This window comes from Sphingopyxis sp. TUF1, assembly GCF_036687315.1.
Classification (GTDB): domain Bacteria; phylum Pseudomonadota; class Alphaproteobacteria; order Sphingomonadales; family Sphingomonadaceae; genus Sphingopyxis; species Sphingopyxis kveilinensis.
Window position 1 is genome coordinate 1,391,465 of sequence record NZ_CP144683.1, and the last position, 12,640, is coordinate 1,404,104.

Sequence of the window (12,640 nt, forward strand, 5' to 3'; positions counted from 1 at the left end):
AGCCCTTCCGATCAATAGTCATAACCGAAAAGCTCAAGATCGCGGGCATAAATCTTCGCAACCCCGTCAATCAGCTCCTGATCATAATAATCGCGATAGTTGCCGCGTCGCGATCGATTGGCGTGATCCAACGGGGTGGATGGGATACCGATCCTCGCGCAAACTACGTCATAGGATGATTGCATCTCTTCCACCTTTCCCAGCATATCTGCCAGCAAGCTGCCATCGCGATCGGTCAGAAACAGATGCTGAGGACGGAATATGATGTGCTGATGCGGCGGGGCGATGAAAAGGAAATGACGCATCACCCGCTGCGGGTCGCGTTCGAAACTTCCTTCGCGACTAGTGGCAAAGGCGCAGTAGGAAATGAAACGGTCGAACGGATTGCGCACAAAGGCAAATTTGAAATAGTTTGTGAATTGATCTTCGCCCAGAAAGGGCCGGATTTCGGCGAAGCTTATATGGCCATGGCCCATTCGAGCGATCTCGGGGATCGGAAAGCTCTTTTCCACGAACAGGCGTGCCTGCTCCATATCTCCATCGCCCATATGCGCGCGCAAGGCTTGGCGAACCGAATGCGTCCCCGTCTTCGGAATAGCCACAAAGATAAAGCGATGTTGATGCGAAACGATCATGGGTTTCAGGCGGCCGCGGGGAACGAATCGGGCGCAGCCACCATGAAGATCAGTTCGGCGAGTGCCCGGTCGAGCGGCACCTGATTATTGGCGAGCAGGATGCGTTGCGTCCCTATGGCTTGCAAGTCGCGCTGAGCGGCATCGATAAGTTGCCGATAAGCGGCAATGCCCGACGACCGAGTGCCATATTGGGCCCACAGCGCGCCCCAAGCATTGGCAAATTGTTCCAGTCGCGCTGCAGCGGCATCGCGCTCTGGACCGGCGGCACATTGATCGAGCAGGAAGTCGATGTGGCAGCGCACCTCCCAGACCGACATGATCGCCGGCAGATTGACCTGTTCGAAGGCGAGTGGCGCGGCAGGAACCGATCCGGGCGCAATATGCTGTGTCGGCTGGCCATCGCGCCCCGCCCGTTTGGCATCGGCGATCATCGCCCACAGCTTTTCGCCGCCGACCGTATCGAGAACTAGATGCACGCGCTTCTGGTCGCCGCCGTTGCGAACATCATGAAGGCAGAAGCTGTCGAATAACCAGCATTCGCCTGGCGCCATATGGACCGTTTCCTTGTCGCAGCTGAACGCGACCTGCGGGTTGGTGACGACGGGAATGTGGATGCGGATATGCGTGCGCCAATAATAGCCGACATCGACATGCTCGGGCACGATTGCGCCCGGCGCCAGTCCCATCAGGCGGCTGCGTCCCCAGACCGCGCCGAGGTCGACGAGTATTTCCTTGATATAGGGGCACTGTTCAAGGGCTTCGGTGGGCGCCATCGGTCCCGCAAAGCCGTTTGTTATCTGCCCGGCAGGCGTAATCAGCGGTACCGCGTCATTGCCGGGAATCCGCCCCGGATGGGGCAGCCACGCCGATTTGGGCAGTGCGGCGACCTCCCTCGCGAGCGTGTCGGCGCAATATTGCCTTGGCAGCTTGACCAGCGGCATTCCAAGTTTCATGGGGTCAGTTATCCCGCCGGATTTCGATCTGGGGCCGGTCTATCATTTCACTGGCATTTCGCCGATGCTGTTCGGCAATCGCCTCCCACTGGCCGGCCGTCTTGCAAATCTTGTCGTAAAACCGCGTACCGGTCCGCTGGGTGCGTTTGCAAACCATGCGGCCTTTGGGATCGGCGGTGGTTTCCGCCTCGTCACGCGCAGCAACCTCAACTGACCCAACAGGAAGGAATGCGGCAACTGCGGCCAACGCCAGCGAATGAAATACGCGCATGGCTAATCTGCTCCAAAGCATCATATCTTGGTGTCAGATATATCCGGTAGTCCCATGGACTGTCAAACCAGCCGGGACCGTGGACACGCCACTTACAAGAGAAGTGCGCGACCAAATATTTCAGCTTTGGCCCGCTGCAGATGTGCTGCGCGGCGTTGCATGGCGCAGGAAAACAAGATTTATCATTCGGCTCGCGGGCCAATTCAAGGTGTGATGCAGGGCAGCATAGCAACCGCCGTTTGGCTGAAGGTCTCCCCTTAAGGATCGTGCAACGTCACAGCGCTTTACTCGTCAAAACTATTACGACGCGTTTCAATTATCGGTCGATTGGCCAATTCGCTCACATTCCGTCGATGCTCCTCCGCAATTGCATCCCACTGGCCCGCGGTCTTGCATATCTTCGTGTCAAACCGCGTTCCCGTGCGCTGAGTTCGTTTGCAAACCATGCGGTCCTTGGGGTTAACAACGGCGGTGTCGCTATTTTTCTCTGCCAGTGCAGGGGCGGACTGAAGCAGGGCGCCCAGCACAACGGCGGTGCATAAAATCGTGCGCATTGGGGAATGTCTCGCTAATATATAATCGATCCTGAGATGATACTTTAACCCGTTGGACCGTCAACAAAATTGCATAGCCTAGCGTAAATTAATGTAACGCTGTCCAAGCATAGCTTCTGGGAACTGAGCAGAAAAATGGCCTTCGAATTTCGGTTGGCAGATCGTATCGATTGGGATGCCGCGAGGGAGCGTTTTCGTCATCGGCGTCGTTTGGAAATCCCGGACATACTTGTCGAGGGCCAAGCAGAAATTCTCCGCGCCCATCTTTGCAAACGCACGGATTGGAAGCTGGTCCTGAACGCCGGCGACAAAGTTTATGAGTTGTCGCGCGAAGCGGTCGCAAACCTCAGCGCCGCCCAACGACGCGAACTCGACCGGCATGTCGTCAATGCAGGCCGCGCAGGCTTTCAGTATCGCTATGAATCGATCCGCGCGCCCGACGGAGGTGTCACAGGCGGCGAGGATCTCGTAGCCCGTTTTGTCGCCTTTCTCTCATCGGCGCCGGTAATCGAGCGGCTCAATCATGTGCTTGGCGGTTCCGCAACCTTTGCGGACGGGCAGGCGACCAGTTACGGGGAAGGACATTTTCTGACCTGCCACGACGATGATGTTGCCGGAAAGAATCGGCAGGCGGCCTATGTATTCTCGCTGACCCCGGCGTGGCGCCCCGAATGGGGGGGGCTGTTGATGTTCCACGACGACACGGGCAATATCGAGCAAGGTTTCGCGCCACAAATGGGCGCGCTGCGGCTCTTTTCGGTGCCGCAGCGCCACAGCGTCAGCTACGTCACACCTTTCGCGCCAGAACCGCGGTTGTCGATCACCGGCTGGCTGCGCAGTGCTACGTCACACCTTTCGCGCCAGAACCGCGGTTGTCGATCACCGGCTGGCTGCGCAGTGCTGTCGCTTGATCAATCAAGGCTGTATCCATAGCGCTCAACCCACGGCTGCAGAATCGGCAAGATCTCGCGCATTTGGGGTTCGTATCGCTTCCAACGACCGCTGGCGGATGAATAGATGGGTTCCGTCACCTGAGCGTAACTTGGCGTTCGGATATAGCCGCGCTCGACAGCCGTCTTCTGGTGATCGAGCGCGCTTTCCTCCCAATCGAGCCCGAGAAAATCGAACAGCGGCCGTGTTGCCGCGCCGACATCGGCGATCATCTCTTCGTAGCGAAGCATGTGGACGTCGAGCGGAAACACCTCCCGACATTTTTCCCAATATCGGAAAATCCGGTCATAGGTGCGGCTGCCGTTCGGCAGATCCAGAAAGCTGGCCATCGATTCGGTCGGTTTGAAATTCTGGATATAGCAGCTCAATACCACGTCGCACGGATGGCGCATCGCAAGGATGATCTTGGCATCAGGAAACAGGCGGTGGATCAGGGGTATGCGGATCATCGACAGCGGATTCTTGTCGATCACGAGCTTGCCCGGCGGGGGCGGCGAGAGCTTGTCGAGTTCCGCGAAATAGCGATCGCGCAGATGAGCGACCCCCGCGGTGTCAAGCGTGCGAATTGCGTCGAGATCGCCTAACGACTGCGACAGCCGCTCGATAATAGGCAGTTCTTCGAGGACGTGAGTCCCGCTATGGCCCATCAAAATGGTGTCGAGCAATGTCGTTCCCGATCGCGGGAAGCCGACGAGAAACGCGGGCGCGGCTCGCGCCGCCGGCGCTGGCGCCACAGACCAGTCGGCGAACCAGACCGCGGACGTTTGCTCTTCAAGCCGGGCAATCGCCCGCTGGTAGGCGCTGCGATCGACGCCAACCCCCATCGGGCTTTGCGCCTGGGCTCGATTCATTTCTTCGTAGAAATATAGGGCTTCGTCAATCCGGCCGAGCCGGTCGGCGAGTTGCCCGGCGAACTGTGCTTTGATCGAGGCACTGATTGCGGGCGATCGAATATCCCGGATCAGTTCCAGAGCCCCTGCACGGTCGCCGTCGCGCGCCAATAAGAGCGCGTGCAAATAGTCCAGTTCGTCGCCCGCGATACCAGCTGATTCCGCCGACTTATGCAGCGCCCGCAGATCTTCGACACGGTTCGCCTTTTCCAAAATGATGCCGAGATTCAGGTAAGCGGCAGCAAAGGATCGATCCGCCTTGATCGCAAAGCGCAATGCTTTCTCCGCCTGCTCATTGTTGGATGCATCCATGAACGCAACGGCGATGGCGAGAAAGATCTTGGGGTCTGAAGAGTTTAGTCGTGCCGCTGCGCCCAGCGCGCGAAGTGCACTTTCGCTATGGCCTATGCTCGTAAGAGCTCGCCCCAGCTCGAGCAACGGTTCAGCCTTGCCCGGTGCGAGCAGCGCCGCCTTTTCCAGCATCAAACATGCATCCTCGTACCGATCCATCGAGGTTAGGACGCGTCCGAGGTTTGTATGTATCAGCGATGATTTGGGGTCGATCTGCCGGGCATGCTGAAAGGCGTTCAATGCGCCTTCCAAGTCTCCACGCTCGTGTCGGGCGTTGCCCAGATTGTTCCACGCACCGAAATCTTCGGGATTCTCCGTAACCAGCTTTTCGTAGGTCCAGCTGGCTTCCGTGGTGCGGCCTTGCGCTTTCAAAATCTGCGCTTGCATCGCTTGCAGCTCAGACGATTCGGCGACGTCTCCCTCCGCGCATATTCGCGCTGCCTCATCAAGCTCGCCGAGATCGAACAGTGCGCGCGCTAGGTTGATACGATTGTCGCTGGTATCGCCGCCACTGGCGATTGCGCGGCGCAGATAATCTGCGCCCTGTTTCAGAGCGCCCGTCTGGCATGAAACCACCCCGAGCAGTTGAAGGACGGTCGGGTTGGCTGGCTGCGCGATAAGCGCGGCTTCACCCTGCGCTCTGGCGGCAGCAAAATCACCCTTGGCATAGGCCGCGTACGCGGCGCGCAATCTGTCGGATACAGTCATCGGCGCTATCTATAAAAAAAGAGGGCGGGACACCAGTCCCGCCCTCCCCGTTGTTCGAGAATGCTCCGATCAGAAGCGCAAACGTGCAGAAACGAATGCACGGCGCCCGATAACATCGTAGGTCGACGGATCGGTGCCCGACTGCACGTTCGGCGAGTAGGTCGGCGGCTGCTTGTCGAACGCGTTGTTCACGCCAAGACGGAAGGTCAGCGCGTCAACCTCGGCTTGCAGGGCAAAGTCGAAGTAGAAGACGCTGCCCGGGCCCGTGAACGTTTCACCGACATACTGGCGCGAAGCGCGGTTTTCCATCGAGTCGATGAAGCGAACGCGAGTGTCGAAGCTGAGTTCACGCGTAATGTTCAGCTTCGAATTCAGCGTCGCCTTCCAGCGCGGGAAGCTGGTGCCAAGACCCGCACCGAAATAGGACGCCGTGCCCGCATAGTCGGTCACGAGACCCCCAAACCCTTCGTTTTTGAAATCGATGAGGTAGTTGACCATCAGGTTGAAGTTCAGCGCACTGTCCTCGTTAATGAACGGCGTCGGCAGACGATAGCCAAGCTGAACGTCGATACCCGAGGTCTTTACCGAACCTTGGTTCACCGACTGGAAGTAACCGTCGGCATCGCCGCCCAGCGACGCCGGCAGATAAAGTCCTGTAATGTTGTTCCCCGAGCGACCGATTGCTGCACAATATGGGCTATTCTCATCGAGATCGGAATTGATATCGTTGTAGCCATAGCAGGAGGCGATGAGCTCATTCACATCAGGAGCGAAGATCGTGTCCGTGATCTTGATGTTGTAGTAATCGATCGAGCCCGTGAAGCCGCCGGCCTGGAACACCGCGCCAACGGTGAACGCATCAGACTTTTCAGGCTTCAGGTTCGGATTGCCGCGAATCCCCAGATAGGCTTGAGCGCCCGGCGTTGCAACGAACGTATCGGCCGTGCTCGCTCCAAGTCCCGTCGCTATACAGAGATTGCGCGCGTCGGTGCCGCCATTCTGACGGAACTGCGAATTGACCGAACAAGGGTCGAAGATCTGCGGGAAGGAACCGCCGCCGGAGAACAATTCGCCGAAGTTGGGTGCGCGAACCGAATGCTGATAGCTCGCACGCAGCCGAACCTGATCGATCGGGCTCCACGTCACCGTACCGCCATAGGACCAATCCTTCGAGGGCGCTCCGTCGATACCATTTTGGATATCGTTGAAATCGCTCTTCGAATGACGCGCCGTCAACGACAGTTCGAGCGTGTCCATGATCGGAGCGCGAAGTTCGCCGAAAAAGTCAAGGAAGGAGTTCGTGCCGAGGTCCGGGGTGCTGGTGTTGAAGCCGGCGATCGGACCGAACAGGGCGCCCGGATCGAACTCGTAGCGGAACTTGCGCTGTTCTACACCGAAGACAACGCCGAGCGGACCGCCCGGCAAGTCTGCGAGTTCACCCGAAACATAAGCCTGAGCGACCTTTTGAGAGAAAGTGGTCTTGGTCACGCCCACTTCATCCACATAGGCAACGCAGTCTGCCGAAAGCGGCTGAATACCGAACGGATTGAAGCCGCCGTCGCAAAGGCTGACGCCGCCGTCCGGTGCTTCGAGAAGTTCCTGAACGCGTTGAACATTGACGTTGCCCGTTGCACGCTGGTCAATGGTCGTCTGACCCCAGCTGTAATAGGCTTCGTAGCGCCAGCCCGGAGCAAATTCGCCGCGCAGACCCACGAGTCCCTGCAAAACTTCGTTTTCAAGCTGCTGTTCGCGAAGGCCCGTGCCCAAGAAACGATAACCAATGCGAAATGCTTCGGTCGCGCCGGAGCCGGTCAGGGCCGGATCATCCAAGGTCCGGGTCGCCAAGAGTCCCGCAAGATCGTCTGATATCCAAGGGTTGGTGACCGGAATCACGAAACCGGTGATGCGGCACGGCGCCGGGGGGTTGGAGCCAGCCGGCGGGCACAATCCCGACTGTACGAGCGGCGATCGGGCATTGGTCACTGCCGAGGTGTTGTTCAGCGAGTTCACGATGCCTGTGCTGACCGGGGTCGGAGCCAGTGCGGTGGCAGAATTATAATTGGTGTAGCCACCCTGTGTAAAGAATTCGAACGCCGGCGAAATTTCATATTTCGCGGTCAGGAAAGCCGATTTGCGCTCCAGCGGCAGAACCAGAATATTCACAATATCGAAGTTATAGCTGTAGAAATCGGGGTAGAAGTTCAGGTTCGGATTCGCCGGGGAATCGAGATCGTAACGGAAGTTCGCCACATCGACCGGGCTGTTGAACGTGCCGACGCCGAACAGCGAACCGTCGGAGTTGAATGCAAGCTGGTTGATGCGCGGGGTCTGCGCGGCACTGACACCATAGCTGGCAAACAGCGCGTCGACCGCCGTCTGACTGATCGGGTTGCTGCCGCTGACAGTGAACGAGCCCGTCGGGAACGAGCCAGTGGTCGAAGTCGCCTGCGACGCGAATTCGCGCTGCGCTTTGATCAGGCCCTGACGCTTCGAATATTCAGCAGAGAAGGCAATATTACCGCGACCGTCGGCGAAATTGCCGCCGATGATGCCGCTGATCGCATATTCGCGCGCGTCAGTTTCGGGAATCGAGTTCGAATAATTTACGCGAAGGTCGAGGCCCTCGAAATCGTCCTTCAGGATCATGTTAACGACGCCGGCGATCGCGTCGGCACCATAGGCCGCGCCGGCGCCGCCGGTCACGATTTCGATGCGTTCGATCAGACCCTGCGGAATCGTGTTAAGGTCGACCGTCTGAGTCGGTGCCGAGACCATCGGGCGGCGGCCGTTGATCAGGACCAGGTTACGGTTTGCGCCGAGGCCGCGAAGGTTGATGTTCGACTGGCCGCCGTTGCCGGGGTTGTTCGAGGTGGTGGTGCCCGCCGGATTGACCTGCGGCAGCGTGTTCAGGAAAGTGTCGAGCGTGATGTCGGCGTTTTCGACCGTCGCTTCACCCGTCACGACGGCGACCGGGCTGTTCGAATCGAGGTTCGGACGCGCAATACGCGATCCGGTGACGACGATCAGCGCGTCGCCATCATCGCTGGGAGCGTCTTGCGCCTGAGCAGGAGCCGAAACCATTGCAACGCTAAGCACCAGCGGTGCCGCGCTCAGTTTCAGCATGGAAAATTGGGTTTTCTTCACAGTGCAGTCCCTTGCTACTGAGTGATAAAAGATACCCGGGCCCCTGTTGCGGCAATGCAAAGCGATCACGCGCAGATGCCCCGATAGCGTGGGGGGATGACCCCTCGTTCCGTTTGAGTAAAGGGAATTTCCCCGGCTTGCCGCGGTTTCGCCGAGCATTGTGACGTATTTGCAACAAACTCGGAAAGTCGCGACACACATGATGCTGCAATGCCGCATTTCGCGACATTTTGTTTCATCGGTTACGATTTCATCGCGGCAGTGCCGCCATCCGGATCAACCGCCGATCGGTCCAGCAAGCTTGCCGGGGTCGATCCGGGCGCCGCGCCACGTCAGCCCCCAGTGCATATGCGGCCCCGTCGCACGGCCGGTGCGGCCAACCGTGCCCAGCCGCTGCCCCCGAACGACGCGGTCGCCGACCTTTACGTCGAGTCGCTGGCAATGGAGGAAGGCGCTCGACAGCCCCATGCCATGATCGACGATCAGCAAATGCCCCTCGAGCGTGAAGGGCGCTTCGACGGCGAGCGTCACCACCCCGTCGGCGGGTGCGACGAACGGCGTTCCCGCCGGAACTGCAATGTCGGTGCCACTGTGATAGGCACCCGGCTTGCCCTGATAGATGCGCTGCGACCCGAAAAAGCCGGACAGGCGCCCAGTGACCGGCCAGCGAAACGCCTGCCGCCAGCCGTCCGATTCGGCCTCCTTCGCGCGCGCCGCCCCAATCGCCGCCACCTCGGCGGGGCGGCGGCGGGCAAAGTCGGCATCGCTCGACGCGCTGCCACGGTAAGGCGCGTTAATATGCTCGAGTCGCCAACGGCCCGCCGCAACTGCAATCGTACGCACGATGCGCTGCCCGTCGGCAAAGGTCGCGACAAGCTCGGCCCCCACCCCCGCATCGCGGTCGAAACCGATGAGAAAGGCGCCATCGGGCGCCACCGGAACCGGCTTGCCGTCCAGCATCAGGCTGCGCACGCCCGCCGAAACGCGGCCGGTAACGACCGCGCCCTGTTCGGCGATGCCCGACAGCGCGAGATCATGGCGCACCGGCGCAGGCGTCGGCGCGGGCGGCGGAGCTGCAAGGGAGGGCGCAGGCCGGACTTCGGTTTCGGCGACTGGAACGCATCCCGTCGCGAGCATCAGCAGCGAAAGCGCCGCGGCGCGCCGCCCGTTCGCGGCGACCATCATGTGGTGCGCGCGGTGTCCAGTTCGGCCTGCACCGACAGCGCGGCGCTGGAATAGGCTTCTTGCCGCGCCACCGACCAGTAGCGCAGCTCGTCGAGCCCGATCGGTGCGCCGGTCACTGCGCACAGCACATGATCGCCGGGCGATATGACGCGAAAGCCGTTCGGCCCATAGTGCAGACGGGCGAGGCGGTTGCGGCTGGCGATCAACATGGTTCGTATATCCGTTCGGCGGGAGAGTGCGGCGCGATTATAGCAGCATCGCCCGCGCGGGCCACCCCCGCGCGATCAGAACAGCTCGCCCTGCCCCGGTTTCGGCGCGGACGGCGGAGCTTTGCGCGCCGGGCGCAGCGCGGGCAGGGGCGCGGGATCGCCGCCCTCTCCGACCGTCACCGGCAGCTCGCCGTCGGCGAACTGGAGTCGCAGATGCCCCGCGTCGTGCGCCTTCGCCGCGCTCGTCACGATCGCGCCGCCAGCATCGCGCACCATCGCATAGCCGCGCGACAGCAGCGCGCGCGGATCGAGCGAGGCGAGCAGGCGCACCAGCCCGTCGAGCTTTGCGCGGTCGCGGTCCCACGCCCGCGCCAGCAACGCCGGCCGCAGCGCCGCGCCGCGCGCGCCAAGCCGCTCGCCCAGCATCGTCAGCCGCTGCCTTTGTCCACGATCGAGCCGCTCGCCCGCGTCGTCGAGCCGCTGGCGCTGCGGCGCATAGAGGGCGTCGCGTTTGGGCAAGTGCCGCGCCAGCGCCGCCAGCCGTTCGCCGCACAGCGCCTGCTGCCGACCCGCGGCGCCGATCATCCGCCCGCCCCACGTCGCCAGCTGCGCGAGCAGCTCGGCGCGCACCGGCACCGCCATCTCGGCCGCAGCGGTCGGCGTCGGCGCGCGCCTGTCGGCGGCATAATCGGCCAGCGTCACGTCGGTTTCATGCCCGACCGCGCTGATCGTCGGGATGCGGCAGTCGGCGATCGCGCGCACGACGACCTCTTCGTTGAACGCCCACAGATCCTCGATCGACCCGCCGCCGCGCGCAACGATCACCAGGTCGGGGCGGGCTACCTTCCCGCCCGGCGCGAGCGCGTCGAAACCGCGAATCGCGCCTGCGACCTGCGCCGCCGCCCCCTCGCCCTGCACCAGCACCGGCCAGACAATCACATGGCTGGGGCAGCGATCGGCAAGGCGGTGGAGAATGTCGCGGATCACCGCACCGGTCGGCGACGTCACGACGCCGATCGTGCGCGGCAGATAGGGAAGCGGCTGCTTGCGCCCCTGATCGAACAGCCCCTCGCCGCCCAGCCGCGCCTTCAATTTCTCGAAAAGCAGCATCAGCGCGCCTTCGCCCGCGACCTCCAGGCTTTCGACGACGAGCTGATATTTGGAGCGTCCCGGATAGGTGGTGAGCTTGCCGGTCGCGATCACCTCGATCCCGTCCTCGGGCCGGAACGCGAGACGCGCCGCCTGCCCCTTCCACATCACCATGTCGATGAGGGCGTTGTCGTCCTTCAGCGCCGCATAAAAATGCCCCGACGCCGCGCGCTTCGCTCCCGATAATTCGCCGCGCACCCGCACCCGCGCAAAACCGTCCTCGACCGTCCGCTTGATCGCCGCCGACAATTGGCTGACCGACAGGGCTGGGGCGTTGTCGCCGGGCGCCTCCTCGGCTAACAGCCGCGCGTCGGTGCCGTTGCCGGGCGCTTCATCGGGAAAAGGAACTGCCATGAATATCCTGCTCATCGGTTCGGGGGGCCGCGAACACGCGCTGAGCTGGCAACTGGCACAATCGCCAAGCTGCGCCAAGCTCTATGCCGCGCCGGGCAACCCGGGAATCGAACTCCACGCCGAATGCGTACCGATCGCCGCCGACGATCTCGACGGCCTGATAGCCTTCGTGCGCGCACACGCCATCGATTTCGTCGTCGTCGGCCCCGAAGCGCCGCTCGTCGCAGGCCTCGCCGACCGGCTGCGCGCGATCGGCGTGCCGGTCTTCGGCCCGTCGGCCGCCGCCGCGCGGCTCGAAGGGTCGAAGGGCTTTACAAAAGATCTGTGCGCGCGCGCATCGATCCCCACCGCCGCCTATGCCCGCTGCACGAGCGCCGACGAAGCGCTCGCGGTGCTCGACGGCTTTGCCATTCCCGTGGTCATCAAAGCCGACGGCCTCGCCGCGGGAAAGGGCGTCATCATCGCCGAAACGCGCGCCGATGCCGAGGCGGCGGTTGCCGACATGTTCGCCGGCGCCTTCGGCGGTGCGGGTGCCGAGGTGGTGATCGAGGAATTTATGACCGGCGAGGAGGCGAGCTTCTTCGCGCTCTCCGATGGCCAGAATGTCGTCGCCTTCGGCAGCGCGCAGGACCACAAGCGCGTCGGTGACGGCGACACGGGTCCGAACACCGGCGGCATGGGTGCTTACAGCCCCGCGCCCGTACTCACCCCCGACCTTGAGGCCGCGGTGATGGATCGCATCATCTGCCCGACGGTCACAACGCTCGCCGCCGAGGGCACGCCCTATGTCGGCGTTCTCTTCGCCGGGCTGATGCTCACCGCCGAAGGGCCGAAGCTGATCGAATATAATTGCCGGTTCGGCGATCCCGAATGTCAGGTGCTGATGATGCGCTTCCGCGGCGACCTCGCCGCGCTGCTCTATGCGGCCGCGACGGGCCAGCTGGCCCACGCCGAACCGCCGACCTTTGCACATGATTATGCGCTTACCGTCGTCATGGCGGCGAACGGTTATCCGGGCACGCCCGAAAAAGGCGGCGCGATCCGCCGCATCGCCGATGCCGAGGCAGGCGGCGTGCGCGTGTTCCACGCCGGCACCGCGCGCCAGGACCGCACGCTTGTCGCCGCGGGCGGCCGCGTGCTCAATGTCACCGCGACGGGCAAAAGCGTCACCGAGGCGCAGGCGCGCACCTATGCCGCGCTCGACCGGATCGATTTCGCCAGCGGCTTCTGCCGCCGCGACATCGGTTGGCGCGAGGTCGCGCGCGAGGCCGAATAGGGCATCCGCT

10 protein-coding genes are annotated in these 12,640 nt (G+C 62.0%); 2 read left to right on the forward strand and 8 right to left on the reverse strand.

Annotated elements, in window-relative coordinates; all coding sequences use genetic code 11:
* Positions 1-11: 11 nt before the first annotated feature.
* Genes VSX77_RS06600 through VSX77_RS06610 form a run of 3 tightly spaced genes read right to left on the reverse strand, consistent with a single transcriptional unit; the run spans position 12 to position 1,859 of the window.
* Positions 12-635 carry a sulfotransferase family 2 domain-containing protein gene (locus VSX77_RS06600; RefSeq protein ID WP_338426857.1) on the reverse strand — a complete coding sequence of 208 codons (624 nt, stop codon included), beginning with the start codon at positions 633-635 and terminating at the stop codon, positions 12-14.
* Positions 636-640: 5 nt separating this feature from the next.
* Positions 641-1,588, reverse strand: a complete 948-nt coding sequence (locus VSX77_RS06605) for an aspartyl/asparaginyl beta-hydroxylase domain-containing protein (protein ID WP_338426858.1) — start codon at positions 1,586-1,588, stop codon at positions 641-643.
* Between the two features lie 4 nt (positions 1,589-1,592).
* On the reverse strand, positions 1,593-1,859 hold the full coding sequence (locus VSX77_RS06610) for a hypothetical protein (RefSeq protein ID WP_338426859.1): 267 nt from the start codon (positions 1,857-1,859) through the stop codon (positions 1,593-1,595).
* 689 nt (positions 1,860-2,548) lie between these two features.
* Here VSX77_RS06610 and VSX77_RS06615 point away from each other — a divergent pair.
* Entirely contained in the window at positions 2,549-3,346 is a 798-nt protein-coding gene (locus VSX77_RS06615) for a 2OG-Fe(II) oxygenase (RefSeq protein ID WP_338426860.1), read from the forward strand.
* Here VSX77_RS06615 and VSX77_RS06620 read toward each other — a convergent pair.
* The 5 genes from VSX77_RS06620 to xseA all read right to left on the reverse strand — a co-directional run bounded on the left by VSX77_RS06620 (position 3,325) and on the right by xseA (position 11,354).
* Positions 3,325-5,313, reverse strand: coding sequence for a tetratricopeptide repeat-containing sulfotransferase family protein (locus VSX77_RS06620; protein ID WP_338426861.1), 1,989 nt, complete (start codon positions 5,311-5,313; stop codon positions 3,325-3,327). The two genes, VSX77_RS06615 and VSX77_RS06620, sit on opposite strands and share 22 nt — an antisense overlap.
* Before the next feature lie 69 nt (positions 5,314-5,382).
* Positions 5,383-8,457, reverse strand: coding sequence for a TonB-dependent receptor domain-containing protein (locus VSX77_RS06625; RefSeq protein ID WP_338426862.1), 3,075 nt, complete (start codon positions 8,455-8,457; stop codon positions 5,383-5,385).
* Between the two features lie 276 nt (positions 8,458-8,733).
* Positions 8,734-9,642 carry a M23 family metallopeptidase gene (locus VSX77_RS06630; RefSeq protein ID WP_338426863.1) on the reverse strand — a complete coding sequence of 303 codons (909 nt, stop codon included), beginning with the start codon at positions 9,640-9,642 and terminating at the stop codon, positions 8,734-8,736.
* Positions 9,639-9,851: a DUF2093 domain-containing protein gene (locus VSX77_RS06635; protein ID WP_338426864.1), complete on the reverse strand. Its 213-nt coding sequence runs from the start codon at positions 9,849-9,851 to the stop codon at positions 9,639-9,641. The genes VSX77_RS06630 and VSX77_RS06635 overlap by 4 nt, the downstream gene beginning before the upstream one ends.
* Positions 9,852-9,926: 75 nt before the next feature.
* The gene (xseA, locus tag VSX77_RS06640; RefSeq protein ID WP_338426865.1) at positions 9,927-11,354 is read right to left on the reverse strand and encodes an exodeoxyribonuclease VII large subunit; all 1,428 of its coding nucleotides are present in this window, start codon (positions 11,352-11,354) and stop codon (positions 9,927-9,929) included.
* Between xseA and purD the strand changes: the two genes are divergently transcribed.
* On the forward strand, positions 11,353-12,630 hold the full coding sequence (gene purD, locus VSX77_RS06645) for a phosphoribosylamine--glycine ligase (protein ID WP_338426866.1): 1,278 nt from the start codon (positions 11,353-11,355) through the stop codon (positions 12,628-12,630). The genes xseA and purD overlap by 2 nt on opposite strands.
* Positions 12,631-12,640: the final 10 nt, after the last annotated feature.